The 24,082-nt window shown below is 60.7% G+C and carries 28 protein-coding genes, 1 tRNA gene and 1 pseudogene; 16 read left to right on the top strand and 14 right to left on the bottom strand.

What is annotated here, in order from left to right:
* Position 1: 1 nt before the first annotated feature.
* Positions 2-1,108 carry an NADH:flavin oxidoreductase/NADH oxidase gene (locus OF122_RS08885; RefSeq protein ID WP_264227412.1) on the bottom strand — a complete coding sequence of 369 codons (1,107 nt, stop codon included), beginning with the start codon at positions 1,106-1,108 and terminating at the stop codon, positions 2-4.
* A 134-nt stretch (positions 1,109-1,242) separates the two neighbouring features.
* Here OF122_RS08885 and OF122_RS08880 point away from each other — a divergent pair.
* The 3 genes from OF122_RS08880 to OF122_RS08870 all read left to right on the top strand — a co-directional run bounded on the left by OF122_RS08880 (position 1,243) and on the right by OF122_RS08870 (position 2,825).
* Positions 1,243-1,318, top strand: a tRNA-Thr gene (locus OF122_RS08880).
* Between the two features lie 73 nt (positions 1,319-1,391).
* On the top strand, positions 1,392-1,988 hold the full coding sequence (locus tag OF122_RS08875; protein WP_264227411.1) for an HdeD family acid-resistance protein: 597 nt from the start codon (positions 1,392-1,394) through the stop codon (positions 1,986-1,988).
* 60 nt (positions 1,989-2,048) lie between these two features.
* A complete protein-coding gene (locus OF122_RS08870; RefSeq protein ID WP_264227410.1) occupies positions 2,049-2,825 on the top strand; it encodes an NAD kinase in 777 nt (258 codons plus the stop codon).
* A gap of 7 nt (positions 2,826-2,832) precedes the next feature.
* On the opposite strand, the gene OF122_RS08865 is transcribed toward OF122_RS08870, so the two are convergent.
* The 3 genes from OF122_RS08865 to OF122_RS08855 all read right to left on the bottom strand — a co-directional run bounded on the left by OF122_RS08865 (position 2,833) and on the right by OF122_RS08855 (position 5,575).
* Positions 2,833-4,035, bottom strand: coding sequence for a DUF2336 domain-containing protein (locus OF122_RS08865; RefSeq protein WP_264227409.1), 1,203 nt, complete (start codon positions 4,033-4,035; stop codon positions 2,833-2,835).
* A gap of 87 nt (positions 4,036-4,122) precedes the next feature.
* Complete coding sequence (locus tag OF122_RS08860) at positions 4,123-4,938, bottom strand: transglycosylase SLT domain-containing protein (protein ID WP_264227408.1); 816 nt, start codon at positions 4,936-4,938, stop codon at positions 4,123-4,125.
* A gap of 58 nt (positions 4,939-4,996) precedes the next feature.
* Positions 4,997-5,575: a nitroreductase family protein gene (locus OF122_RS08855; RefSeq protein WP_264227407.1), complete on the bottom strand. Its 579-nt coding sequence runs from the start codon at positions 5,573-5,575 to the stop codon at positions 4,997-4,999.
* A gap of 114 nt (positions 5,576-5,689) precedes the next feature.
* Between OF122_RS08855 and OF122_RS08850 the strand changes: the two genes are divergently transcribed.
* Positions 5,690-6,679 (top strand): hypothetical protein, encoded by a 990-nt coding sequence (locus tag OF122_RS08850; protein ID WP_264227406.1) that lies wholly within the window; start codon positions 5,690-5,692, stop codon positions 6,677-6,679.
* Between the two features lie 652 nt (positions 6,680-7,331).
* On the opposite strand, the gene thrS is transcribed toward OF122_RS08850, so the two are convergent.
* From thrS to OF122_RS08830, 4 genes are all read right to left on the bottom strand, one after another.
* Positions 7,332-9,302 carry a threonine--tRNA ligase gene (thrS, locus tag OF122_RS08845; RefSeq protein ID WP_264227405.1) on the bottom strand — a complete coding sequence of 657 codons (1,971 nt, stop codon included), beginning with the start codon at positions 9,300-9,302 and terminating at the stop codon, positions 7,332-7,334.
* Between the two features lie 115 nt (positions 9,303-9,417).
* Positions 9,418-9,831 (bottom strand): GFA family protein, encoded by a 414-nt coding sequence (locus OF122_RS08840; RefSeq protein WP_264227404.1) that lies wholly within the window; start codon positions 9,829-9,831, stop codon positions 9,418-9,420.
* A complete protein-coding gene (yidD, locus tag OF122_RS08835) occupies positions 9,809-10,141 on the bottom strand; it encodes a membrane protein insertion efficiency factor YidD (RefSeq protein ID WP_264227403.1) in 333 nt (110 codons plus the stop codon). The genes OF122_RS08840 and yidD overlap by 23 nt, the downstream gene beginning before the upstream one ends.
* Entirely contained in the window at positions 10,141-10,569 is a 429-nt protein-coding gene (locus tag OF122_RS08830; protein WP_264227402.1) for an iron-sulfur cluster assembly scaffold protein, read from the bottom strand. Before OF122_RS08830 ends, yidD begins: the two co-directional genes overlap by 1 nt.
* A 191-nt stretch (positions 10,570-10,760) precedes the next feature.
* On the opposite strand from OF122_RS08830, the gene folE reads away from it, so the two are divergent.
* Both folE and hisI read left to right on the top strand, forming a co-directional pair.
* Positions 10,761-11,387 (top strand): GTP cyclohydrolase I FolE, encoded by a 627-nt coding sequence (gene folE / locus OF122_RS08825; RefSeq protein ID WP_264227636.1) that lies wholly within the window; start codon positions 10,761-10,763, stop codon positions 11,385-11,387.
* Between the two features lie 40 nt (positions 11,388-11,427).
* A complete protein-coding gene (gene hisI / locus OF122_RS08820) occupies positions 11,428-11,877 on the top strand; it encodes a phosphoribosyl-AMP cyclohydrolase (protein ID WP_264227401.1) in 450 nt (149 codons plus the stop codon).
* Here the strand turns inward: hisI and OF122_RS08815 are convergent.
* On the bottom strand, positions 11,865-12,608 hold the full coding sequence (locus OF122_RS08815; RefSeq protein WP_264227400.1) for a rhomboid family intramembrane serine protease: 744 nt from the start codon (positions 12,606-12,608) through the stop codon (positions 11,865-11,867). The two genes, hisI and OF122_RS08815, sit on opposite strands and share 13 nt — an antisense overlap.
* Before the next feature lie 182 nt (positions 12,609-12,790).
* Here OF122_RS08815 and OF122_RS08810 point away from each other — a divergent pair, with 182 nt between their 5' ends.
* The 8 genes and pseudogenes from OF122_RS08810 (at position 12,791) to OF122_RS08775 (ending at position 18,639) form a co-directional block, all read left to right on the top strand.
* On the top strand, positions 12,791-13,444 hold the full coding sequence (locus OF122_RS08810) for a PAS domain-containing protein (RefSeq protein ID WP_264227399.1): 654 nt from the start codon (positions 12,791-12,793) through the stop codon (positions 13,442-13,444).
* Between the two features lie 94 nt (positions 13,445-13,538).
* On the top strand, positions 13,539-14,171 hold the full coding sequence (locus tag OF122_RS08805) for a PilZ domain-containing protein (RefSeq protein ID WP_264227398.1): 633 nt from the start codon (positions 13,539-13,541) through the stop codon (positions 14,169-14,171).
* 285 nt (positions 14,172-14,456) lie between these two features.
* Positions 14,457-14,804 (top strand): annotated as a pseudogene (locus OF122_RS08800) (cell wall hydrolase); the annotation flags it as partial.
* A 157-nt stretch (positions 14,805-14,961) separates the two neighbouring features.
* The gene (locus tag OF122_RS08795; RefSeq protein ID WP_264227396.1) at positions 14,962-15,744 is read left to right on the top strand and encodes a transporter substrate-binding domain-containing protein; all 783 of its coding nucleotides are present in this window, start codon (positions 14,962-14,964) and stop codon (positions 15,742-15,744) included.
* 106 nt (positions 15,745-15,850) lie between these two features.
* Positions 15,851-16,525: an amino acid ABC transporter permease gene (locus tag OF122_RS08790; RefSeq protein ID WP_264227395.1), complete on the top strand. Its 675-nt coding sequence runs from the start codon at positions 15,851-15,853 to the stop codon at positions 16,523-16,525.
* Entirely contained in the window at positions 16,522-17,181 is a 660-nt protein-coding gene (locus tag OF122_RS08785; protein WP_264227394.1) for an amino acid ABC transporter permease, read from the top strand. The genes OF122_RS08790 and OF122_RS08785 overlap by 4 nt, the downstream gene beginning before the upstream one ends.
* Entirely contained in the window at positions 17,159-17,884 is a 726-nt protein-coding gene (locus tag OF122_RS08780) for an amino acid ABC transporter ATP-binding protein (RefSeq protein WP_264227393.1), read from the top strand. The genes OF122_RS08785 and OF122_RS08780 overlap by 23 nt, the downstream gene beginning before the upstream one ends.
* Positions 17,885-18,009: 125 nt before the next feature.
* Positions 18,010-18,639: a transglutaminase-like cysteine peptidase gene (locus OF122_RS08775; protein ID WP_264227392.1), complete on the top strand. Its 630-nt coding sequence runs from the start codon at positions 18,010-18,012 to the stop codon at positions 18,637-18,639.
* Positions 18,640-18,762: 123 nt separating this feature from the next.
* On the opposite strand, the gene OF122_RS08770 is transcribed toward OF122_RS08775, so the two are convergent.
* The gene (locus tag OF122_RS08770; protein WP_264227391.1) at positions 18,763-19,089 is read right to left on the bottom strand and encodes a DUF6949 family protein; all 327 of its coding nucleotides are present in this window, start codon (positions 19,087-19,089) and stop codon (positions 18,763-18,765) included.
* A gap of 94 nt (positions 19,090-19,183) precedes the next feature.
* Here OF122_RS08770 and OF122_RS08765 point away from each other — a divergent pair, with 94 nt between their 5' ends.
* The gene (locus OF122_RS08765; protein WP_264227390.1) at positions 19,184-19,879 is read left to right on the top strand and encodes a hypothetical protein; all 696 of its coding nucleotides are present in this window, start codon (positions 19,184-19,186) and stop codon (positions 19,877-19,879) included.
* Positions 19,880-19,886: 7 nt separating this feature from the next.
* Here the strand turns inward: OF122_RS08765 and OF122_RS08760 are convergent, their stop codons facing one another.
* The 4 genes from OF122_RS08760 to OF122_RS08745 form a co-directional block, all read right to left on the bottom strand.
* Positions 19,887-21,497, bottom strand: coding sequence for a BCCT family transporter (locus OF122_RS08760; protein WP_264227389.1), 1,611 nt, complete (start codon positions 21,495-21,497; stop codon positions 19,887-19,889).
* A gap of 127 nt (positions 21,498-21,624) precedes the next feature.
* Entirely contained in the window at positions 21,625-21,843 is a 219-nt protein-coding gene (locus OF122_RS08755; RefSeq protein WP_014130940.1) for a DUF3126 family protein, read from the bottom strand.
* A gap of 152 nt (positions 21,844-21,995) precedes the next feature.
* Positions 21,996-22,817, bottom strand: a complete 822-nt coding sequence (cysE, locus tag OF122_RS08750; RefSeq protein ID WP_264227388.1) for a serine O-acetyltransferase — start codon at positions 22,815-22,817, stop codon at positions 21,996-21,998.
* A 98-nt stretch (positions 22,818-22,915) separates the two neighbouring features.
* A complete protein-coding gene (locus OF122_RS08745; RefSeq protein ID WP_264227387.1) occupies positions 22,916-23,674 on the bottom strand; it encodes an alpha/beta fold hydrolase in 759 nt (252 codons plus the stop codon).
* 147 nt (positions 23,675-23,821) lie between these two features.
* Here OF122_RS08745 and OF122_RS08740 point away from each other — a divergent pair, with 147 nt between their 5' ends.
* On the top strand, positions 23,822-24,067 hold the full coding sequence (locus OF122_RS08740) for a zinc-finger domain-containing protein (protein ID WP_014130943.1): 246 nt from the start codon (positions 23,822-23,824) through the stop codon (positions 24,065-24,067).
* The last annotated feature ends 15 nt before the right edge of the window (positions 24,068-24,082 follow it).

Below are 24,082 nucleotides of genomic sequence, written 5' to 3'. Positions count from 1 at the left end.
ATCAGTCGGCCAAGAAGAGGTTTGGATACCGGCGCGGCTGGGATCGCAGATACTGGGGCGGAGCCTTGACCTGCCCACCCAGCGCGGCCGCGACATGCCATGGCCAATGCGGATTGTAGAGCACCGCGCGCGCCACCGCGATCATGTCAGCATCGCCGGTCGAAACAATGGCCTCGGCTTGCTCGGCTTCGGTAATCAGCCCAACGGCAACAACCGGCATGGACACTGCCTGTTTGACCTGCCGGGCCAGGGGAACCTGATAATTGGGGCCGATGGGAATTTTCTGGGCCACGCTGACGCCGCCGCTCGAAACATGGATGGCGGAACATCCCCTGGCTTCAAGCGCCTTTGCAAAATCTACGGTCTGCTCTCCATCCCAGCCGCCCTCGACCCAATCGGTTCCCGAGACCCGAACCGTGACAGGCTTGTCTGCAGAGAAAGCGGCGCGAATGGCGTCGAAGACCTCAAGCGGGAAGCGCATGCGATTTTCGAGCGACCCACCATATTCGTCGTCACGCCGGTTTGAGATGGGGGAAAGAAATTCGTGCAGCAGATAGCCATGCGCTGCGTGGATTTGAATGGCATCAAGCCCCAATCGGTCTGAGCGCCGCGCCGCGTCCGCAAAGGCATTGCGGACGCGGGCAAGCCCATCCGCATCGAGCGCCACAGGAGGATTGTCACTGTCGAGGAACGGAACGGCGGAGGGAGCTTCCGTCTGCCACCCATTGGAATGATCGGGAGGAAGTTGCGCGCCGCCCTTCCAAGGCACCTCGCAACTTGCTTTGCGGCCGGCATGGGCCAACTGGATGGAAATGGGCATGTCAGACCACCGTCGAATGCCATCGATCACCCGCTTCATCGCTGCTTCTGTCGCATCGCTGTAAAGCCCCACGTCGCCATAGGTAATCCGGCCCTCGGGCGTGACTGCCGTCGCTTCAATGGTCAGAAGCGCTGCGCCTGACATCGCCAGCTGTCCGAGATGGATCAGATGCCAGTCGCTCATCTCACCATCCCGTGCCGAATACTGGCACATCGGGGCGATGACGATCCGGTTGGCCAGAGTGGTGTCTCCGATCCTGATCGGCTCGAACAGTTTTGGCTTTGCCATGATCAAATGCGTCCTTGTTCTAAAGTGATCTTATCGGGTAGCGCCCAGCGCGGGGATAAAGCAACAAATCTCATAACCAGACGTCGCCATGATCCTTGCATCGGAACGGGACTGGTGCTAGCAACCGCTCCGTTGCCGGTATAGCTCAGTTGGTAGAGCATCTGATTTGTAATCAGAGGGTCGCGGGTTCAAGTCCTGCTGCCGGCACCATGCACTCCCAGCCGATTTCCCTATTGCGACGAATGAGATAGACTTGCGCCGAACAGGCGGAGGCTCGATCATCATGACCATCTCGATGGACGCTGCGGCAGAACTTTATCGCCAGGCGATGCGCGAGGGCGTCAGGCGGTTCTCTCTGCTCTATCTTGCGCAAGCGGGATTGCTGGTGCTCGCCGGGTTGCTGTCGATTGTCTCCCCCATATTCTCGGCCGAGGCGGTTATTGGCGCCATCGGCTGGCTACTGGTTGCCAGCGGGGTTCTGCAGGGCATCGGCCTGATTCCGGCCCGGCATACGCCCTATGTCTGGTTGCAGCTCATTTCGGCGGTGCTGGCGCTGCTGATCGGGTTCCTCATCCTGCGCAATCCCGGCCAATCGATTCTGGCTTTTGGGCTGTTGATCGTCGTGTTCTTCATGATCGAGGGGCTCTCCAAGGTCGTCTGGGCACTGACCATCCGTCCGATTACCGGCTGGCTCTGGGTGTTGCTTAGCGGCGTGCTGGGCGTCTTGCTTTCCATCATCCTCATCATCAGCCTCGAAACGACGGCTCCATGGCTGATCGCGATATTTGTGGGCCTGCAATTGATCGCCATCGGAGCGGCGATCGGCTATCTCGCCTGGTCGATCCGGCAGGTCGCGGACCAGTCCAAACCGATTGGCTGACCCGGCCAGCCGTGGTAAGGCCCTGCAAGACTTGGCGAATGTGGTTCTGCGGAGGATACCTTGGCGCTCTATACCGATGGCAAGGTTGCCTTTGTCTCCTCTGACACGCCCGAAGCCAACGCGGCCCGGGAAGAGTTGATAGCGCGCCACGGCGACGCCGGGCTCGAAAACGCCTCGATCGTCGTTGCCCTTGGCGGTGATGGGCTGATGCTCGAAACGCTGCACCGGGTCATGGACCGCAATGTACCGGTCTATGGGATGAATTTCGGGACCGTCGGCTTCCTGATGAACGACTACAACCCCGATGCGCTGGACGTTCGGCTGCGGGCAGCTCTCCCCACCCGCATCCATCCGCTCTCCATGCGGGTGACCGATGCCGATGGCAAGGTGTCCGAAGCGCTGGCGCTCAATGAAGTTTCGCTCTACCGCTCGTCCTATCAGGCCGCCAAGATCCGGATTGCCATCGATGGTGAAGTCCGGCTCGAGGAACTGATTTGCGACGGCATCATCGTGGCTACCCCCGCCGGTTCAACCGCCTACAATCTTTCGGCCCACGGTCCCATCCTGCCGATTACAGCGCCACTTCTGGCGCTGACGCCAATCTCGCCATTTCGTCCAAGGCGCTGGCGCGGGGCGATCCTGTCCAATCGCGCCAACATTACCTTCACGACCCAGGAGAACGGCAAGCGGCCAGTGAGCGCGGTTGCCGACAACGTGCAATTCGACCGTGTCGTTGAAGTGCAGGTCCACGAAAGCCGCCGCCATTCGGCGACATTGCTGTTCGATCCCGGCCACAGCCTCGATGAGCGGGTTCTGATCGAACAGTTTCGGTACTGAGGCGGAATCAGGCCGCCGGGAGCGCCAGCCGTTCCTGGCGCAGGTCGGGCACCATGACCTCGTCGGGCGATTCGGCGGCAAAGGCAGGCATCACGCCCCGCGCCGCGCTGCGGGCGAGCGCGATGTTCTGCTCGTTGAGATAGGCAAAGGACTCTTCGAGAGCCGGCGGAAGTACGCCATCATGCTCGACGATCAACTCCTCGATCAGAAGCGACACCACGTAATGACGCGCCGCCACATCGTCGGCCAGATCGGCCTGCCGGGCATGAGCGACCAGACGGGCCAGAAGATTGCGTACGGCCGGTGTGAAACCACAACGGCTGAAGACCGCATGGAGCGCTGCCCGGCTGCCGCTGTCGAGAATGGTGAAGATCTTGCTCCGCGGTGTGGCGGAGAGATGGGAAAGCGCATCGGCGAAAAACAGCACGTGGCCGTGCACCATGGCATGGAGCATCAGCCGGGCGTTGATTTTCTCGTTCTCGGCCATAGCCGCGACGTAGCCTCGCGCGCCCCTGCCCGCTTCGCGTTCGCCGATGGCGGTGGTTGCGTTGTCGCACGCATCGCGCAACAGGCGATCCAGACGGCGCGGCTGGACGGCGCCTTTGACGACCCGCAACCCCAGGAGCGCCTGACGAACGCATTCGACAAGATGCAGTCGCGCGATACCGGGAAGATCACGCCGCTTGAGCAAGGCCCCGCGCACTTTTGCGTCCTCGCCCCATTTTTCGGCCAACAGCATGAGATCATCGTCGGGCAACACGATCTCGGTGCGGCCCAGCACGCGAATGCACAAATCGGGGTCGCCCAGGCGCGTAAGTGCCAGCGCCACGCGTTGGCTCAGTGTCGGACGGGCGGTCATGACGGCGAGCATGTCCGGATCGCCCGAGCGGATGATCCCCATGAGATCGGCATCGAGCAGCACCGGGGAAAAATGAACCACGGCGCGGGAAATGACGGGAGCATCCTGTGCCAGCGAAAGCATGATCGGGCGAGGCGCATTTTCGGAATGCAGCAGCCCATAGGCAAGGGCGGCGCGCACCTTGACGGAAGGATCGTCGAGAAAATTCATCAGCGCGGCATAAAGCGCGGCCTGTTCGTCCGCCGGTCCGCGATGGGCAAGATACGCCATGGCGGCCAGATGAGCCGCCTGCCCCCGCTGCTCGCTGTCCCGCGACTGGCAAAGTTGCACGTAACGCTGATAGGCGACCATACGCATCCCCAAAACACTCTTGAGGCTCAAACTAGCCCGCAAGGTTTAAGTTTTGGTTCACCATAAACGCCCGATCGGCCCGGGGGACTATTCTTCCGAATAGAACCCGCTGAACAGCGCGCGGCCCGGCACAACATCCGGCGCCTGGACCGGGGCCGATACCGACGATTGCGCTTCGGTGGCAAAAAGCGACGTGAAGGACACTCCGGGCGGGATCAGCGGCGCGGCGTCGATCTCCACCCTCGAGGGCAAGGGTTGCTGGCTGGCCATCTGCTGGGCGGCAAAGGCGGCGTTTTCTGTGCCCGAGTGCCGGGCCACCAGCGCCTCATAGACCTCCCGCACGCTGCGGGGGCGGCCATTTTCGTAAAAGATCGAAGGATTGGCGGCGGCGGGGCGCGGAAAGGCGGCCGCAGCGTCGGCGTTGGGATTTTGCAGTCCCAGCTCGAAAAACCGCTCTGCCCCACTCGGCCCGAGAAAATGGGCGATATAAAGCTCGCCCGGACTGGGCATGCGCCCGAACTTGCCCATGAGATAATCGCCATTGCGCCGGGTGAACGCCGCCGCCATGTCGGATGCCACCTGCGGGTCGTTGCGCAATTGGAGGATCTGTTGGCGCACTGCAGGGTTGGAGACGAAAAACTCGCCCTCATGTTCCTCGATGTGGTCGGCAAAATCCTGGTAGCCCAGCCTTGGGCCTTCCGACTTCATCACTTCGAGCCACGTGCTCTCGATGAACTGGAAAAGCCCGGTCGCCGAAGACGTCTGGGCTTTCGCGCTCGGATTGAGGCTGCTTTCCCTTATTGCCGTCTGCAGCAGATAGTCGAAATCCACGCCATTGCGCGCCCCCGCACGGTCGAGGGCATAGGCTATGGGTTGCGGCACATTGGAAATCGGCGAGGCCATGAAATCCGACTCAAGAATCCTTGGAGGTTAATGAAACCCTACCGTGGTTAACCCTCGGTTAACCACGCCAATACGTGGTCAGCGCCGCGGGGTCTGGCCGGTCGCGCTCCTCAAGGCGCGTCTGTGGCGTGCCGATGTGAACGAAAGCCACGAACCGCTCGCCCTCACCGGCGCCAAGCATTGTGGCAGCCTGGGCATCATAGGCGAACCAGCGGGTGACCCAATGGGCGCCGAAACCAAGCGCATTGGCGGCATGACAAAGGTTGAACGCGACATTTCCGGCGGCCAGCAACTGTTCGAATTCGGGGATTTTGACGTGTGGCGCAGCGGTCGAGATGACACCGACGGTGATCGGCGCGGGCAGGAACTGCTTGCGCTCAAATTCAAGCTGCTCGTCGGTTCGCTCGGGCCACTTGGCTTTTGCGATGGCGTGCAGTCGGTCACCCACAGCCTGACGGGCATCGCCCTCAAAGACGACAAAGCGCCATGGCGCAAGCTTGCCGTGATCGGGAACGCGACACGCAATTTCCAGCATCTCCGCCAATTGCTCGGGCGATGGTCCCGGCTCGGCCAGAAACGGTGCAGTGACGGTACGGCGTGACAACAGGTAGTCGCGCAGGGCGGTATTCACAGTCATGACGGATAATCGGCTCCCAACTTGCTCATCGCGCTTCCTTATGACACAGCTTTTCCCCAATCCAAGCCTAACAGAGTGATCGCTGGCGAGGAGTAGTTGGTAAAGAGTGGTTTGATGCGTCTTCGGTCCCTGCTTTTGCTTTTCGTTTTGGCGTTTGGCGCCATGCCGGCCTTCGGTCAGGAAATCGATGAAACGCTCGTCTCCCCGGTTCCACCTCCCCGGCCCGTCGAGTTCGGTGGCACGTCCCAGCCCGGCGATTCGGAGGACGGAGCCGGTCCTGATGCGGCAATCGATGGCGTCGAGCCTGGTACCGGCCCCGACCGGCTCGACTTTTCCGGCATCACCGACCCGCAGCCGGTAACCCTTTCCGCCCGACTGACCGACGACGGACCGTTTATTCCCGAAGGTCTGGTCTGGCGCGTTTTCGATACTCGGACCGACGAGACGGGCGAGTTGGCTTTGGTCGCCAAATCGGAAGACGCCACGGCAAGCCTGAGCCTGCCGCCGGGCGAATACATCACGCATGTGGCCTATGGGCGCGCTCAGGCCAGCGATACGATGTTCGTCGAACCCGGCCCCAACACCCATACCATCGTTTTCGAGGTCGGAGGATTGCGGCTTTCGGCGATGATCTCCGGGGACGTCCCCATCCCCAGCGACCTTTTACGCTTCGACATCTATTCCAACGGGCCCAATGGGCGCGTGACCGTGGCCGAAAACGTGGCTGCCAACGAACTCATCCATCTCAACGCCGGCATCTATTCGATCACCTCGCGGTTCGGATCGGTCAATGCCGTGGTGCGCTCGGAATTGCGGGTGGAACCGGGACAGATCACCGAGGCGACGCTGTACCAGAAGGCGGCGCAAGTCTCGCTGCGGCTGGTTTCCGAAGAGGGCGGCGAAGCCATCGCCGACGTTGAATGGACGATCAAGACACCGCAGGGCGAGACGATCTTTTCCGACATCGGAGCCTTTCCGGCGACGGTGCTGGCCGAGGGCGACTATCTGGCTTTGGCCAAGCTGGGCGAGAATGTCTACAACCGCGAATTCGAGGTGACGGCCGGCAGCCCGCGCGAGATCGAGATATTGACCACGGTCTATTGAAGGCACGCCAAAACCTCCGACGGCCAATGACCTCGGCTTCTGATCGCCATTCGAGCGTAGCTCTCATGGCCTTCTCACCTCCAATCGTGCCACCGGCATGATTGGCCGAAGGACGGATCGCAGAACGGCATGGGGCGATGAACGCTCCGCATGATTTAGTTTTTATATGAAGCGATCATCGCCCCACGCATCCGGGGTTTTTGGCTTAGTCGCCCTTCAGAAGGCTAGGGTCAATCCCCTCCGGGTTTCCCCGGTACGACGGCGTTAGCAAAATCGCGCCAGCCTCGAAACCGAGATCAGGCGGCCGGTTCACGCCGTCCGGCGCTTGTGACGTTTGGGCCTTCCCTGCGGCGACCCGCAAGGAACCCGGACCGACCCCGCCCAAACGTTCGTTGCGCTTGCGTCCATATGCGCGGGTTCGTGAGAGGGAGTATGGGGCAGACCGGAAGCACGGGGATAAATATTTCTCGCGCGTATCCACCCCCCATCGCTGTCCCGGACCCGATCCGGGACCCAGCAGCATCACCCATGCTCTGGAGCGTGGGGCAAGGCTCATGGGCCCCGGCGTTCGCCGGGGCAGCGAGGGAGGAGGTAAAGCAAGGCGTGGGACACCGGGACAAAAAAGGGCCGCGCGGTGCGCGGCCCTTAAAAATCAGGCGGATTTGCGCTTGAGGTCGGGTGGGGTCACCTGCCCGACCAGATCGGCAATCGCCTCAGCGACCGGTGTAACGGTCTGACCCTGACTCCCCAGCCGGCGGATCGAGACCGTCTTTTCTTCTGCTTCTCGACGGCCGGCAACAAAGATGAAAGGCACCCGGCCTACAGAGTGCTCGCGCACCTTGTAGTTGATCGATTCATTGCGGGTGTCGACTTCCGCCCGAATGCCTTGCGCGCGCAGATCGGCCACGACCTGATTGGCATAATCATCGGCATCGGAAACGATGGTGGCGACCACCACCTGCACAGGCGCAAGCCAGAGCGGCATGCGACCGGCATAGCTTTCGATCATCATACCCAGGAACCGCTCCAGCGATCCCAAAATCGCCCGGTGCAGCATGACGGGGCGCTGGCGCGACCCATCCTCGGCCACATAGGACGCCTCAAGACGCTCGGGCATCACGAAATCGAGCTGCAATGTGCCGCACTGCCAGGAACGCCCGATGGCGTCCTTGAGGTGGAATTCGAGCTTGGGACCATAAAAAGCCCCCTCGCCTTCCGCGATCTCGAAACCACGACCAGTGGCCGTGAGGGCATCGCCCAGGCTCTTTTCGGCAAGGTCCCAGACGCTGTCGTCGCCGGCGCGGGTTTCAGGCCGCGTTGCGAGCAGGATCTTGACCTCGGTAAAGCCCATGTCCTCGTAAACGGAATCGAGCAGCGCGCAGAACTTTTCGGTTTCGGCCTGGATTTGATCGACCCGGCAGAAAATATGCGCATCGTCCTGGGTCATCTGCCGCACGCGCATCAAGCCATGCAAAGCGCCATGTGCTTCGTTGCGATGGCAGCAGCCAAATTCGGCAAGCCGCAAAGGAAGATCGCGGTAAGACTTGATGCCCTGGTTGAAGACCTGAACATGCGCCGGGCAGTTCATGGGCTTGAGAGCCAGAAGGTTGGCATCAGCCGAGATTTCCGGCTGATCGCCTTCGGTCGACGGCGTTTCGTCGGGCACAACGAACATGTTCTCGCGGAACTTGCCCCAGTGGCCCGATTTCTCCCACAGCTTGTTGTCCAGAAGCTGGGGTGTCTTGATTTCCTTATAGCCCGAGGCGTTCAGACGGCGGCGGATATATTCCTCCATCTGATTGTACATGACGAACCCCTTGGGGTGCCAGAACACCGAGCCCTGCGCTTCATGCTGGAAATGGTAAAGGTCCATTTCCTGGCCGATCTTGCGGTGATCGCGCTTTTCAGCCTCTTCGATCATGTGCAGATGGGCGTCGAGCTGGTCCTTTGAGGCCCAGGCGGTGCCGTAAATGCGCGAGAGGACTTCGCGGTTGGAATCCCCACGCCAATAGGCGCCGGCCACCTTGGTCAGCTTGAACGCCTTGCCGACATCCTTGGTGGTGCGCATGTGCGGCCCACGGCAGAGGTCGAACCACTGGCCCTGCTTGTAGATTTTCACCTGCTGGTCGGCGGGAATGGCGTCGATCAGTTCGACCTTGAACTGCTCGCCCTTGGCTCCGAACACCTTCTTGGCTTCATCGCGGTCCCAGACTTCGCGGGTAAATTCGGCCCCACGATCAACGATTTCTTCCATCTTCTTTTCGATGGCGCGCAGATCGTCCTCCGAGAACGGTTCGGCGCGATAGAAATCGTAATAGAACCCGTTCTCGATGACCGGGCCGATCGTAACCTGCGTATCGGGCCAGAGCTCCTGCACGGCTTCGGCAAGAACATGCGCGGCGTCATGGCGGATCAGCTCAAGCGCTGCGGGATCGTCACGCAAGACGAATTCGATGCGGCCATCGGCGTCAAGCTCGCTCGAAAGATCGGCCAATTCCCCGTTCCAGCGCATGGCGACGGTCTTTTTGGCCAGCGATTTGGAGATGCCTTCGACGATGGTGGTCCCGGTGGTGCCCAATGCGTAATCACGCACTGCACCATCGGGGAACGTCACCTTAATCATCGTAATCTCCATGAATTCATTGGTTGATTGCGCGCAGACCACACGCAAGGCGGGTTGATTAGCATGAATTGGCGGTCAATCCAGCCCTTTGTGGCCCGTCCGATCCCGTGGGGGGTTACGGAAACCGCTCATATTGGGGGAGATCGTCGGTAATCTCGTACCATGGAGCCTTCGAGCCAACGAAAATGTGCATTGTCGGGCGGATCGAGGGGGTATCGGTCAGCGTGCCGAGTGAGACATTGGCCCGCGTGCCCTTCTGGACGATCGAATAGAGCAGCGAGCCACATTTCCCGCAGTGGATGTCGTAGGAGTCCTCTGGCCCATCGCCGCCATAACGCAGAACGGTGTCGGCGCCCGAAGTGATCGAGAGTTTTTCCGCCTCGATGCCGGCAATCGGCTTGAACGCCGCCCCCGTCGCCTTGCGGCAATCGGTGCAATGGCAATTGAGCGCATAGCGGAACGCATCTTCGACCTCATAGGTCACCGCTCCGCAAAGACAGGAGCCCTCAAGCATGCGGTTGGTGCTCATCGTTCTGTTTTCCCCTCCAGCGCCCATAGCGCCAAGGCAAATACCAGCGCGCGCCGCTCGGCAGCGCCTTGGGTACCGGATCATAGCCATGCGTTCCACCCGGCCGGCAGCGCCAGATCCGCCCTGCCCCCATCCAGCCACCCGGCCAGAACCCGTGGCTCAAGATAGCGTCTCGGGTGAACTCCGAGCAAGTCGGCGCGTGGCGGCAATTGCGGCCCACCAGGGCCGAAAGCGTGTAGCGATAGGCCTGGATGAGCAGATAGGCGCCCCATTTGAACGGCCAGTCGATAATGGCCCAGATCCGGCCCATCACACCCCGGCCTTGTCGAGCGCCTCGACCACCGCGTCGAACACCAGAAGCGTGGAAGCATGGCGAGCCGGAAAGGCGCGGACCGGTTCGAGATATTTCAGATCGTCCCATTTGCCGTTCGGCGGCACACCATCGGCCCTGAGCATGGCGGTCATCTGGTCGCGGACGGCCCGGAGTTCGCGAGGGGTCGAGCCGACGATCCGCTCGGCGACGATGGCGGCGCTGGTCTGGCCGAGCGCGCAGGCATTGACGGTCGCGCCATAGGCTGCGACCCGTCCATCGTCCAGTTTGAGGTCGACTTCGACCACCGAACCGCACACCCGGGACACTTTTCGGGCCGTTGCGTCGGGATTTTCGAGTCGCGGCATCTGGCGCGCCGCGCCGGCGATTTCGAGTATCCGATTGCTGTAAAGGTCGGAAAATTCCATTTTTCGGGCCAATTGTGGGTCGCTGGACCCCGTTGTTCACTCAAATTTGCCAATCTGTTTTCTTGTCGACCGGCACGTCCCGCCTATATAAGGAGCGTCGTCGCGGGCTGCAAACGCAATTGGTCCAGACTCAATTTGTCGGCGTATAAGGGGCAGATATGCGCCCGTCGATTTTCAAGGGGACACCCTTCATGGACATGAACGTCAAGCCCAAGCCTGCGCAGACCGCACTGGACCGGGTGATCGAACGCCCGAGCCGCGAAGAGGCCGAGGCCGCAGTACGCACGCTGATCGCCTGGGCGGGGGACAATCCCGACCGCGAAGGACTGCTCGATACGCCGCGCCGTGTCGCCGATTCCTATCGCGAATTTTTCGCAGGCTATGAGGAAGACGCCGCGGCGGTGCTGGAAACCACCTTCACCGAGGTCGGCGGCTATGACGATATCGTTCTGGTGCGCGACATCCCGTTCCACTCCCATTGCGAGCACCACATGGTGCCCTTCGTTGGCAAGGCTCACATCGCCTATCTTCCCCATGACGGCGTGGTCGGCCTCTCCAAGCTGGCGCGGGTGACCGACGTTTTCGCCAAGCGGCTGCAGACCCAGGAAAACCTTACCGCCCAGATCATCGAGGCCATCAACGAGGCCATCAACCCCCGCGGCGCCGCCGTGATGCTCGAGGCCGAGCATATGTGCATGTCGATGCGCGGCATCAAAAAGCACGGCTCGTCCACGGTGACCCACCGCTTCACTGGCGTTTTCGCCGAAGACCGGCAGGAACAGGACCGCTTCTTCGCCCTCATCCGCGCCGGGCGATAGAACCTTTCCCATAGCGCGGGTATCAGTTAAACACCGCGCCATGACACAATTCGCCGATCCCAAGACCCTTTCCAAAGCCGAACTCGAATCGGGCGGTATCTTCGCGCCGAAATTCGATACCAACGGGCTCGTCACCGCCGTGACCATCGAAGCGGGCACCAACGAGGTGCTTATGGTCGCCCATATGAATGCCGAGGCGATTGCCGAAACCCTGCGCTCGGGCCATGCGACCTACTGGTCGCGCTCACGGGGCAAGCTCTGGAAAAAGGGCGAGACGTCGGGCGAACTCCAGGAGCTCGTGGAACTGCGCACCGACTGCGATCAGGACGCGCTGGTCGTTGTGGTGAACCAGACAGGGCACGGCGCCGCATGCCACACGGGCCGCAAGAGCTGCTTTTATCGTCGGGTCGAGATGACCGATGGCGAGATCAAGCTGGCCGGCACGGGCGACGCTCCCCTGTTCGACCCCGAGGACGTTTACGGGCGCTGATTGCGCCGCGCAACGCCGTCCAGCACCGAAGGCAAGAGCAGCCCGGCGACGAACCCGCCGATATGAGCCTCCCAGGCAATGGCGACGCTGGCCCCGAGAATGAAGGGCGCAAAACCGATCAGCAGGTTCAGTCCCATCCAGAAGATGATGAATGTCCGGCTGCGCGGATTGGCAAACACACCCGCAAGGGTTGCCGTGCGGCGGCCAAGCGCAACAGGATCGCCGGTTTCGGGATCCTTGCCGACCACTATGGGTTCGAAAATGAACCGCATGGCGGCCCCGGTCAGCGCCGACACGCCGCCCGACGCCCCGAGCAGGATGGCGAACTGATTGATCGAAAACAACAGGGCGATCGACTGGACGATGGCTCCCGCAAGCGCCCCGAGCAGAAAGATGGCAAGCACGCCCGAAGCACCATAGCGGCGCCCGACGGGTGTTCCGAAAACCATGAGCCAGGCCGTGTTGACAAACAGGTGCATGTAATCGACATGCAGAAACGCGTGAGTAAAGCCGGTCCACAGCAGCGGCAACGCCCCGCCCTGCCACTGGGCGCTGTTGGTGATCCGGTCAGGGATAAACGCGAACCAGATTCGCAGATTGCCCAGCCCGTAATCATCGAGCGCCAGATCGGCGGCGATATGGACAACCCACATCACACCTATCAGGATCGCGATGACGCGCGGCACGTTGAAGATCGGCTCACGCTGTGGCTGTTGTGGCGTATCGGCCATCGGGTTTTCCCTTGTCTTGCGGCGGCGTTGTAACGGCTCGGTGGCTTATCCACACCGAGCCGGTGGAAATTAACCTTAATGATTGTTTAAGAGCGCTTTTATGCAGCCGATTTGGCACTGTAGCGTTGTCTTGGCGGGAACTCATCACGAGTCGCCGCATCGTATTGTTAAGGTCTGCCGGCATGCAACAGCGCTCAACGAAAACGCTCTACTCCTACTGGAACGAAATCCGCGGCGCCCGCTCCACTCCCGAGCGCCGGGACATCGACCCTACACGGATTCGCGACGCCTTGGCTCACACCTTCATTCTCGAATCCGACGACGGGCTCGATTTCAACTTCCGGTTGGCCGGCTCCCACATCTGCGCCGCCTATTGCCGCGAGCTCAAATCGCGTCCCTTTTCGGCGCTCTGGTCGGTACGCGACCATGACGCGCTCGAAACGCTGATGCGGGCCGTGACCGAAGACCACGCGGTCGCGCTGGTGACCTTTGAAGGCAGCACCGAGCGTGGCGAAAAACTCTCCTTTGAGTTGGCGCTGTTTCCCCTGCGCCACAACGGCGTCACGACGTCGCGGATGCTGGGCGGGCTTTCGGCGCTCGATAACCCCTACTGGCTGGGCATCCACCCAATCGTTGACCAGCGCATCACCGGCCTGCGGCTGATCTGGCCCGATGACAAGGATACGGTAACCCCCGAAGGCTTCCGCAGCGCCATGCTCGACGACATAGCCGCAGCCATGAATGACAGCCCCACGGCGCCCATGCCGGCTACCGTTGCTGGCTACTCGGCACGCCGCTATGCGCATCTGTCTGTGATCGACGGCGGCAAGAACTGAAGATCGGATAATTGCCTCACACCCTTACCGTCCGTTAACGCTATTGCGCATATTGTTGAAATGAAAACCGACGGACAACAGGGCGGCGCGCAACATGATCAGCGAAGACACAACGCTTCGGACGACGCTGGCTGACGCTCTCCCCCGCGAGGATGCTGACCGCTTCCAACGGGTTCAGGTCTCGGTGCTCGGTCGGTACATGCTGGCCGACCGCCGCGAGTTTCCCTGCCAGGCCATTGAAATGTCGCCTGGCGACGCAATGGTCATTGCCCCGGTTTCCGGAAGGGTCGGCGAAAAAGTCATCATCTATCTCGATCATCTCGGTCGCGTCGAGGGCACGATCTTCGCGCTTATCGATGGCGGCTTTCACATGGATATCGTCGCCTCCGCCAGACGGCGCGACAAGATGGCGGCCCAACTGACCTGGCTGGCCAACAAGGACATCCTGAACCTGCCAGAAGACCGGCGCCACGAGCGTGTGGTGCCCGATATCCGCCATTCCTCGATCGTTCTCGAGGATGGGCGGCGCTACAATTGCAAGATTACCGATATCTCGCTCTCAGGCGCCGCCGTAGAAATCGAGGTTCGCCCCGCACTCGGGACACCGATCTCGCTGGGCCGCATGCGGGCCCGCGTCGTGCGGCATTTCTCCGACGGCATCGCCGTGGAATTCGCCTCGGTGCAGGAAATGCTCACCGTGGTGCAGCAGAACCTGCGGATCAACTGACCGGCGCGTTGGGCACAGGGGTTGCGGCCGTCCGGCCTGACTGCCAATCCCGAAATTTTCGTAGTGAACCGATCCTTAACCCGCCTGCCCTAAAATTCATCGATATGCGCGAGACCGGTCGTTGGGGGGCGGGGTCGGAAAGCGTAACCACCCGCGTACTCTGGATGGTCTGAAGTCATGCGTATCGTAAAAAAGGTTGCGGCGATTGCCGTCAGCCTTGCCGCCCTCACCTCTCTTTCCGGCTGCGTCTCGCTGTTCGGATTGTTCGGATCGAAAACCCCGCACGAATGCATGACCCGCGTCATGTATTTCGAGTCCAATCGCTCGAGCCCGGACGGCATGCTGGCCGTGGGCACGGTGGTGATGAACCGCGTCAATTCCCACCAATTCCCCAGCGATGTCTGCGGCGTGGTCGGCCAGAAGAACCAGTTTGCCGATGGTGTGCTGTCGCGGCAGATGACCGAACAACGCAGCCTCAACCTCGCGGCGCAGATGGCGAGCCGTGTGCTGCGCGGCGAGCGCCACCCCGGCGTGCAGGACGCGATGTACTTCCATACCGCCGGCTTGAGCTTCCCCTATCGCAACATGCACTACGTGCTGGTGGCCGGCGGCAACGCCTTTTACGCACGACGCTGAATAGCGCACGGATTGTTCAAAATTCAAAATCCGCCTAATTCATAGGCAAATCTTTGCAGCTCAACACCGATTTGCGCCAGCCGCAGCCGGTTTGCGGCTGGCATGCCAATTGCATTCCCCTTGCCCGTCGAACGACACACACAAGGGGTAACAAATGGAACGCCGTTCTTTTCTCGCGATCGCAGCGACACTCGCCATGCTCGGTTTTGCGGCACCGGCCCACGCCGATGCGCTGGCCGATATCATGGAATCCGGAACACTCAAGGTCGCCGTACCGCAGGATTTTCCGCCTTTCGGCAGTGTAGGACTCGATCTTGAATCGGTGGGCTACGACATCGACTTGGCCAAGCTGATCGCCGACAAGCTCGGCGTCTCGGTCGAGCTCGTGCCGGTAACCAGCGCGAACCGCATTCCCTATCTCCAGACCGGCATGGTCGATCTCGTGATCTCCAGCCTCGGCAAAAATCCCGAGCGCGAGGCGGTCATCGATTTCACCGATGCCTATGCGCCGTTCTTCAACGGCGTGTTCGGCCCCGACTCCATAAATGTTTCATCGGTCGAGGATCTTTCCGGCTACACCATCGGTGTGACTCGCGGCGCGGTCGAGGATCTGACGCTGACCGAGCTTGTGGGCAGCGACGTTTCGATCAGCCGTTACGAGGACAATAACGGCACGATTTCGGCTTTCCTCTCCTCGCAGGTGGACCTGATTGCCACGGGCAACGTGGTCGCGGCCGCCATTCTCGAGCGCAACCCGCCGATACGGCCCGAGCTGAAATTCCTCGTTCAGAATTCACCCTGCTATATCGGGCTGAACAAGGAAGAGCCCGAACTGCTCGCCGCGGTCAACACGATCATCGCCGACGCCAAGGCCGATGGCTCGCTCGAAGCGATCGCGCAGAAATGGTTGGGCCAACCCCTGCCCGCGGACCTCTGATACCAGCCAGTTGCCCCACCATGCCACGCATGGTCTCCCTCCCCTTTTTTGGGGAGGGATTGAGGGCAAGGCGGCGCTACTGCTTTTAAAGGTTCGAGGGAACGACATGGGCTACCAGCTCAATTTCGCGTGGCTGCCACAGTACTGGCCCGCACTTCTCGAGGGTGTCGGGATTACCGCCTATCTGACCGTGGTCGGTGCGGTTCTGGGGTGTCTTTTGGGGGTGCTTTGCGCCTGGACGCGGGCTTTGGGGCCGCTTTGGGCGCGCCCCTTCGTGGTGGGTTACGTGGAGTTGATCCGCAACACGCCCTTCATGATACAGCTCTTTTTCATCTTCTATGGCCTGCCCTCGCTGGGCGTACAGATGGACGCCCTGCAGGCGGCGACGCTGGCCATGGTCGTCAATCTGGGCGCCTATAGCTGCGAAATCATTCGCGCGGGAATACAGGCCACCCCCAGAGGCCAGTTCGAGGCCGGTGCCAGTCTGGCGATGACACCGATCCAGACCTTCATTCATGTCATCCTGATCCCCGCGCTACAAAGGATTTGGCCCGCCCTGTCCTCCCAGATCGTCATCGTGATGCTCGGCTCGGCAGTGGTTTCCCAGATCGCGGCAGAAGATCTCAGCTACGCCGCCAATTTCATCCAGTCGCGCAATTTCCGGGCGTTCGAGACCTATATCGTTTCAACCCTCATCTATCTGATGCTGTCCATCGTTTTGCGGCAGATCCTCTCGGGCGTGGGCATGGCCCTGTTTCCCAAACGAAAGGCCGTGCGATGATCGAGTTCACTTTATGGGACATATTGCGCAACCTGCTTCTGGCCGCGCGCTGGACGATTCTGCTCTCGCTGGTCTCGTTTATTGGCGGGGGCATTGTAGGCCTGCTCGTGATGTTCATGCGCATCAGCGCCAACAAGGCCGTCTCGACCCTGGCGCGCGGATATATCGAGCTGTTCCAGGGCACGCCCCTGCTGATGCAGCTGTTTCTGGCGTTTTTCGGCCTGGCCCTGCTGGGCTATACGATCCCTGCCTGGGCCGCCGCCGGCGTCGCGCTGGTTCTGTGGACTGCATCGTTTCTGGCCGAGATATGGCGCGGCTGTGTCGAAGCCATCGCAAAAGGGCAGTGGGAAGCATCTGCCAGTCTGGGCATGGGCCGGATCGAACAATTGCGCCATGTCATCCTGCCCCAGGCCACCCGGATCGCCATTCCGCCGACCGTTGGCTTTTCCGTCCAGGTCGTCAAAGGCACCGCGCTTACATCCATCATCGGTTTTGTCGAATTGACCAAGGCCGGAACCGCCGTAACCAACGCAACCTTCCAGCCCTTCCTGGTCTATGGGCTGGTTGCGCTGATCTATTTTGCGCTGTGCTGGCCGCTCTCGAAATCCAGCCAGATCCTCGAAAGGAAGCTCAATGTCGCTCATAACCATCACTGACGTGAAAAAGCGCTTTGGCGACAACGAGGTCCTCAAGGGCATAAGCCTCGACATTGAACGCGGCGAAGTGGTCGCCATCATCGGCAAGTCAGGGTCCGGCAAATCGACGCTGCTGCGGTGCATCAACGGGCTTGAGCAGATCAATGACGGCGCGATCACGGTGGGTGGCGAGCAACTCCTGCCCGGCGAGGCCGCGCTCAAGGCGCTGCGGCTCAAGATCGGCATGATCTTCCAGTCCTTCAACCTGTTCCCGCACCTGACCGCCGGCCGCAATGTCGTGCTGAGCCAGACGGTGGTCAAAAAAACGCCCAAGGCCGAAGCAGAAGAGGTGGCACGCCAAATGCTCGACCGGGTCGGGCTTTTGCACAAATACGACGCCTATCCCGACGAACTCTCGGGCGGTCAGCAACAGCGCGTGGCGATTGCCCGTGCGTTGGCCATGCAGCCGCTGGGGTTGTTGTGCGACGAAATCACCTCAGCCCTCGACCCAGAACTGGTCAATGAGGTGCTCGCCGTGGTCAAGGAGCTTGCGGCGGAGGGCATGACGCTGGTCATGGTCACCCACGAAATGCGCTTTGCGCGCGACGTGTGCGACAGGGTCGTGTTCATGCATCAAGGGTTGGTTCACGAAATGGGACCGCCCAACGATGTGTTTTCAGCCCCGAAAACACCCGAACTCAAGCAGTTTCTCGGCATGCTCTAGGCCGGCAGCCATGACTAACAGGCTGTAAATCCAGAGCATAAAACACGCTTAAAAACTGCGCGGCAATTTTTCAATCGGGGCAATTGCCGCCCTCTATCGTGGTCTTCGTCGGGGAGACTACGATAATGAAAAACAAATCGATCCTTATATCGGGCCTTGTTGCCCTCATCGCCTCTGCCGGAGCTGTCGCACCGGCGAGCGGGCAGGACGGACGTCTTGAACTCGCCTATGCCGAGGTTTCGGCTGACGTAACGTCCATTCCAATCGGGCACATGGAGTTCTGCCAGAAGCGCCCCTATGAGTGTCAGCCTCTGGCTGCGACGGCGCCGACCGCGCTCAACGACGATCTGTGGCGCCAGTTGCAGGACGTCAACAATCACTACAACACAACGATTACCGCCGTCAGTGACTACGACCTGTACGGCACCGAAGAATTCTGGACCTACCCCACGTCGGGTTATGGCGACTGCGAGGATTTCGTCCTCGCCAAGCGCGCCGCGCTGATCGAGGGCGGCTGGAACCCGGCAAATCTGCTGATCTCGGTGGTCAAGCAACCCGACGGCGAAGGCCATGCCGTGCTGATGGTTCGCACCGACCGGGGCGATCTTGTGCTCGACAACCAGGAAGGGCTCATCAAGCTCTGGACCGACACGCCCTACACCTACCTCAAGCGCCAGTCCCAGGCCCATTCCGGCCAGTGGGTCGATATTGTTGACGGTCGAGACGAGATCGTGACGGCAACTGCCGGTTACTGAAGATTTGCCCCGGCACCGGGGCACCCCTCCTCACTCCCCGACAGGAGTGTTTACTGAGCCGGCATTCCACCCCGAATGCCGGCATTTTTTCTGTTTCGGCGTCACCCGATCTCGAAAGATGCGTCAGGCGGCGACCTTGAGAACCGAAATGTAGGTGCCCACGACCATCATGCCGGTCACAAAGCTCCAGCCGAACGCGATGACTGCAGCCAGCAGCACGTTGACGGTGGAGGCCCTCCCACCCGCATCGGCGCGCAAACCAAGGCGCAGCATCATGTAGGGACCGCAGATAAACATCACAAACAGATTGACGAGGCTCTCGAGCGCGTTGGCGCCCTCGACGCGGAACTCGGCCACCTTGCGGGCAATCTGCTGATAGAGATGCGTGCCGGTACCGGCCACGCTCATCCCGACAGCGATCAGAAACAGCGCCAGAATCAGATGTGTCACGCTTTCCTCCAACGCCGCACGGCGCAGACAGCCAAGTTTACGATTTATTAAGCATAAGCACCCCCAAACTCGTTGTCATCGCTCACGCGCATCTATGGTTAATGTGAACAGCCTGTCAGACACCCGCCAAATCGCCCCTCCCGTCCGTTCTGCGGGCTCGGCGCTCTATACGGCGATCGCCATCAGCCTCATCGTGGCAATGGCCGCACTGGGCGCTGCCTACGGCATACGCGGTTGGATCAACTCGATGGCGGGCGAGGCAACGCCCGCCGAACTCTCGGCCAGCCACATCATCACGATCGGTGCGCAGCGCTATGTTATGCCCGCCGCTTTGCTGGCAGACCCGATCCAGCACCGGGACGGCTTTGCCGATCGGATGGATTTCACCCTGGCCCTGCCACTGGGTGCAGGTGGAAAACTAAGCGAGGTTGCCATCACCATCATGCCGCGCGGACGGACCCGCACCAGCGCCGCCCTGCTCGATAGCGTCTACCTGCACCAATTTGCCCCGGCTCAGCTTTCAGGTGTTCCGGGCCTGGTGGGCAAACCGCTTGAACCGGGCGCTGGCACCGCCGGCGAAACGGTCTGGTACGACCCGCTGCACGCCAATCCGTTCGTCGCCAAATGCATGACGCCGGTTGCGATGACACCGGGCGACAGGACGTGCCTGCGCGTGCTGGCGCTTACTGATCGCAATACGGCAATCGTCACGTTTGACCCGGCCGTCCTGGACAATTGGCGCCGCTTTGACGCGGAAATCGAAGCGGCGCTGGCGCCGCTTCGCAAATAGCCGGTCCCTAGAACTGATCGAGCTTGGGGCGCCGGCCAATGGTGACGTGATCGATGTCCTCGATCTGGAAACCCATGATGATCGACGGGATCATCATGAACACCAGACAGAAAATCGGCAGCCCCACCACGGTGATCACCTGTTGCAGGGCCGTCAGCCCCAGATCGCCTGCCAGAATGATGAGCATGACGGCCACCATGCCCTCTGCCACGCCCCAGAACACGCGCTGGCGTACCGGACCGGGTTCGGCTTCGCCGGTGCACAGCATATCGACCACAAGCGAGGCGGAATCCGAAGACGTGGCAAAAAAGATGGCCACCACAACTATGGCGATGCCCTGAACGAGGGTGGCCAATGGAAAGCTCTCAAAGAAGGCGAACATGGCGAGCGGCACCGAGTCGCTGACCGCCTGGCTCAGCTGACCAGCCGCCGGCCCCATCTGGTCGCGCAGGGCCAACCCGATGCCATCGATTTCCATCGCCTGCCAGCCAAAGATTGCGAACCAGATCAGGGTAAACAGAGACGGCGCCAAAAGGACACCGAACACGAATTCCCGGATCGTGCGCCCGCGGGAAATCCGGGCCACGAACAGGCCGATGAACGGCGACCAGGTTACCGTCCATGCCCAATAAAAGACTGTCCAATCCCCCTGCCAGCCCCATGGATCGTTGGTGGGGTTGATGTTGGCCAGCATGTCGTTCCAGAAGGCCAGCCTGGGCAGATTGTAAAAATAGAGCCCGAAGGTCTCAACGATTGCCCGCAACAAAAACAGGGTTGAGCCGGTCACCAACACAAAGACCATAAGACCGACAGCCATGCCGATGTTGAGGTTGGAGAGAAATTTCACCCCCTTGTCGAGACCGGCAACGATGGAAACGACAGCGACGGCGGTCAACACGGCAAGTATCCCCACCGTGAGCGGCACATCGTCCGCAAGGCCGGTCAACGCGGAGATTCCGGCCGAGATCTGAGAGGCGCCAAGGCCAAGCGAGACCGCCACGCCAAACAGAGTGCCCAGAATCGACGCGATGTCGATTGCCTTGCCTATGGGGCCATGAATGCCCTCCTTGAGCAGAGGATAAAATACCGAGCTGACCCGCACCGGAAGGTTATAGCGATTGATGAAATAGCCGAACGCCAGCCCCGGCAGAGTAAAGATCGTCCAGGTGTGCAGCCCCAGATGATAGATCGATATCGAGATGGCGTCCTTGGCGGCCTGTTCGGTGAACGGCTCTACGCCCGCCAGCGGCGGGCTGGAAAAGTGGCTGATCGGCTCGGCCACACCCCAGAACATCAGCACAGTGCCGATGCCGCCGGCAAACAGCATGGTGAACCAGGAAAGATTGGAATAATCAGGGGTACTGTCGCGGGGCCCGAGCTTGATATGGCCGTGCCGGCTGACGGCAGCCCAGATCAGAAAGCCCAGCCAGGCATTGACGCCGATGATGAAAAACCAACCCAGATTGGTGACGATCCAGGCGCGGGTCACTTCAAAGAAGCCGCCGATCGGTTCGGGAACGACGACCAGCAGCAGTACAAACACGACGGTAAGTCCCGCCGAAACGAAAAAGATGGTCGGGTCTGTCCTCAGACCCAACCGTTCGGCCCAGGCTTCCATGGGAGCCTCCCTCTCTTAGCCCACAAACAATCCCCCATCGGGAAAGCATGCACAGCTAACGGCCGAAAAGCAAAAAGGCTCCCCAAGTGGAGAGCCTTTCCAAAATTCCACATGTGTTCTCAGCGTATTAGCTGACTTCGTCGAGATCGATATCGAGAATGGAAATCTGCACCATATAGGAGCGCTCGCCTTCATCCTCGTCGAGATAGATCAGCCCGATAAACTCATCGCCCAGATACAGTTCGACCGAGTCGTCCTGCTTGGGGCGGGGGCGAACATCGATGGAGCGGTTGCCGAACTTGTGTTGCAGATACTTCTGCAGTTTGATGATTTCTTCGTGCTTCACAAAAAATCTCCGTTGTGCGCTATCGCTCGGCGAAACCAGTGCCCGCCGCCGGGAACGCTATCGATTACAATCATTTCGAGGTCGGCGCGACTTTAGCCATTGCGGCCCGGAACGCAAGAACGGGGATGATTTTTCCCCCGCTGCGCCCGCTATCAGTCGCGCGATACCATGACGATCTGGTCCATGACAGTCGCCGGCTGGTTGCACCCGGCTTCGCCCACCACCTTGGCGGGAACACCGGCAACCGTAGTGCGTGGGGGCACTTCCTTGAGTACGACGGATCCGGCAGCGACGCGCGAGCAATCGCCCACCTTGATATTGCCCAAAATCTTGGCCCCTGCCCCGATCAGAACGCCGTTGCCGATCTTGGGATGGCGGTCCTGATCGGCCTTGCCGGTACCGCCAAGCGTCACCGAATGCAGGATCGACACGTGATCGCCGATCACTGCGGTCTCGCCCACGACAAACCCCGTCGCGTGATCGAGCATGATTCCCTTGCCGATCCGTGCCGCAGGATTGATATCGGTCTGGAACACCTGGCTGGACCGGCTCTGGAGATAAAGCGCGAAGTCACGCCGCCCCGCACCCCAAAGCGCATGCGCAAAGCGATGCGTCTGGATGGCCTGAAAGCCCTTGAAGAACAAAAAGGGTTCGATCACCCGATGGCAGGCCGGGTCTCGCTCCATGGTCGCCGCCAGATCGGCACGCGCCGAAGCGGTGATCTCGGGATGATCCTCAAGCATTTCGTCGAACGCCTGCCGGACCAAATCGGCCGGAACGTCCGAGTGATCGAGCCGTGCCGCCAGCCGATGGGCCAGCGCCGATTCGAAGCTCGAATGGTTGAGAACGCTCGAAATTGCCAGTTGCGTAAGGAAGGGTTCGTCAGCGCAGATACGCTCGGCCTCAGCCGTCATCGCATCCCATATGGGATCGACGGCCTTGATGTTGCCGGGCTTCTTGGCGCTCGAGGACATGACTTTCTCCGCACTCTGCGATTTTTTCAGATTGCCACATATAGGCGAACCCATTGTCTCAAACAAAGGCTTCCGAGGCAAATTGGTTCACTTTTGCCTTATGCCGGATAAACCCGCGCCAGAAATTCCAGCGCGCCACGCTTGAACTGCGGGTCCCCCGTTGCCCGCATGTGGTCGCGGCGTTCGATGGTCAGCGCCTCCCCATGCGGCATCAATCCGGCAAGCATTTCCGGATCGCCGCCCACCTCGTCCTCGCTGCCCACGGCAACGAGAACAGGCACCGCGATCTGCCGGATCTGCTCTTCGGATATCCGCGTGCGCGAACCCGCCATGCAGGCCGAAAGCGCCTTCAGGTCGCTTTTTGTGTGTTCTGCAAAAATGCGAAATTGCCGCCCGGTCTTATGGGTCACTTCGGCCAGCGTCGGCGCGTTGAGCCCGGCAATGATCTCGTCGCTGTCGAGCATGGGTCGCACCATGTTGCCGCCAAGGCCTCCGAAAATCGCGCAGGCGACCTTTTCGCGGTTCCGGATGCACACAAATGCGCTGATCCGCGCGCCCATGGAATAGCCGATGAGCGCGGCCTTCTCGAACTCCAGATGATCGATGAGATTGGCCACATCCCGCGCCATGTCGGCGGCGCCATAGACCGAGGGGTCATAGATCTTTTCCGACGCGCCGTGGCCGCGATTGTCCAGGGTGATGACCTGATAACCCGCCTTGGTCAGTTCATCGACCCAACCGGTTGCCACCCAGTTGACGTTTCCATTCGAGGCAAAGCCATGGACGGCCACAACGGGCTTGCCCTCGCCATGAACATCATAGGCAAGAGTGAAACCTTCAGATTGGAAAACCGGCATAAGGGATTCTTTCGACTCGTCGATTTTCTTAACCTTTAGCAAGCCACGCAAAGCCCGCCAACCGCGCCAACATGCCTCTGGCCATGACCGGCCCAAATCGGTATGGTCCGCGCCAATTCAAACAAGCTCAGCCGGATGGTCGCTTTCATGGCACAGCACGGAACCCCTCACTTCCACAATTCCGAAGGATTGGCCCGCATTGAGATCGGCGCCAAGGAATTCCAGTGCGTCGGCGCGAAGCCGCCTTTTGACCACCCCCATGTCTTCCTCGATATGGGTCACGACACCGAGATCGTCTGCCCCTATTGCTCGACGCTCTACGTCTTCAGCCCCGCCCTTCCCCATGGCGCGGCCAACCCGCCCAGCGCGGTGTTCGAGGTTGAACACGCCTGACGCGCGTCTGGCACC

Source organism: Pelagibacterium flavum (genome assembly GCF_025854335.1).
Classification (GTDB): domain Bacteria; phylum Pseudomonadota; class Alphaproteobacteria; order Rhizobiales; family Devosiaceae; genus Pelagibacterium; species Pelagibacterium flavum.
The sequence above is the reverse complement of the archived record's forward strand: the minus strand, read 5'-3'. Positions and strand labels throughout refer to the sequence as shown.

Excerpts from the sequence above, each read along its gene's own strand:
- OF122_RS08760 (WP_264227389.1), bottom strand. The coding sequence starts at position 21,497 with ATGGAAGCCTGGGCCGAACGGTTGGGTCTGAGGACAGACCCGACCATC.
- OF122_RS08875 (WP_264227411.1), top strand. The coding sequence starts at position 1,392 with ATGACCATCTCGATGGACGCTGCGGCAGAACTTTATCGCCAGGCGATG.
- OF122_RS08855 (WP_264227407.1), bottom strand. The coding sequence starts at position 5,575 with ATGACTGTGAATACCGCCCTGCGCGACTACCTGTTGTCACGCCGTACC.
- folE (WP_264227636.1), top strand. The coding sequence starts at position 10,761 with ATGGACATGAACGTCAAGCCCAAGCCTGCGCAGACCGCACTGGACCGG.
- OF122_RS08865 (WP_264227409.1), bottom strand. The coding sequence starts at position 4,035 with ATGGTCGCCTATCAGCGTTACGTGCAACTTTGCCAGTCGCGGGACAGC.
- OF122_RS08780 (WP_264227393.1), top strand. The coding sequence starts at position 17,159 with ATGTCGCTCATAACCATCACTGACGTGAAAAAGCGCTTTGGCGACAAC.
- OF122_RS08790 (WP_264227395.1), top strand. The coding sequence starts at position 15,851 with ATGGGCTACCAGCTCAATTTCGCGTGGCTGCCACAGTACTGGCCCGCA.
- OF122_RS08795 (WP_264227396.1), top strand. The coding sequence starts at position 14,962 with ATGGAACGCCGTTCTTTTCTCGCGATCGCAGCGACACTCGCCATGCTC.
- OF122_RS08810 (WP_264227399.1), top strand. The coding sequence starts at position 12,791 with ATGCAACAGCGCTCAACGAAAACGCTCTACTCCTACTGGAACGAAATC.
- OF122_RS08745 (WP_264227387.1), bottom strand. The coding sequence starts at position 23,674 with ATGCCGGTTTTCCAATCTGAAGGTTTCACTCTTGCCTATGATGTTCAT.
- OF122_RS08830 (WP_264227402.1), bottom strand. The coding sequence starts at position 10,569 with ATGGAATTTTCCGACCTTTACAGCAATCGGATACTCGAAATCGCCGGC.
- OF122_RS08765 (WP_264227390.1), top strand. The coding sequence starts at position 19,184 with ATGGTTAATGTGAACAGCCTGTCAGACACCCGCCAAATCGCCCCTCCC.
- OF122_RS08850 (WP_264227406.1), top strand. The coding sequence starts at position 5,690 with ATGCGTCTTCGGTCCCTGCTTTTGCTTTTCGTTTTGGCGTTTGGCGCC.
- OF122_RS08815 (WP_264227400.1), bottom strand. The coding sequence starts at position 12,608 with ATGGCCGATACGCCACAACAGCCACAGCGTGAGCCGATCTTCAACGTG.
- hisI (WP_264227401.1), top strand. The coding sequence starts at position 11,428 with ATGACACAATTCGCCGATCCCAAGACCCTTTCCAAAGCCGAACTCGAA.
- OF122_RS08775 (WP_264227392.1), top strand. The coding sequence starts at position 18,010 with ATGAAAAACAAATCGATCCTTATATCGGGCCTTGTTGCCCTCATCGCC.
- OF122_RS08885 (WP_264227412.1), bottom strand. The coding sequence starts at position 1,108 with ATGGCAAAGCCAAAACTGTTCGAGCCGATCAGGATCGGAGACACCACT.
- OF122_RS08740 (WP_014130943.1), top strand. The coding sequence starts at position 23,822 with ATGGCACAGCACGGAACCCCTCACTTCCACAATTCCGAAGGATTGGCC.
- OF122_RS08860 (WP_264227408.1), bottom strand. The coding sequence starts at position 4,938 with ATGGCCTCGCCGATTTCCAATGTGCCGCAACCCATAGCCTATGCCCTC.
- OF122_RS08805 (WP_264227398.1), top strand. The coding sequence starts at position 13,539 with ATGATCAGCGAAGACACAACGCTTCGGACGACGCTGGCTGACGCTCTC.
- OF122_RS08785 (WP_264227394.1), top strand. The coding sequence starts at position 16,522 with ATGATCGAGTTCACTTTATGGGACATATTGCGCAACCTGCTTCTGGCC.
- OF122_RS08840 (WP_264227404.1), bottom strand. The coding sequence starts at position 9,831 with ATGAGCACCAACCGCATGCTTGAGGGCTCCTGTCTTTGCGGAGCGGTG.
- yidD (WP_264227403.1), bottom strand. The coding sequence starts at position 10,141 with ATGGGCCGGATCTGGGCCATTATCGACTGGCCGTTCAAATGGGGCGCC.
- cysE (WP_264227388.1), bottom strand. The coding sequence starts at position 22,817 with ATGTCCTCGAGCGCCAAGAAGCCCGGCAACATCAAGGCCGTCGATCCC.
- thrS (WP_264227405.1), bottom strand. The coding sequence starts at position 9,302 with ATGATTAAGGTGACGTTCCCCGATGGTGCAGTGCGTGATTACGCATTG.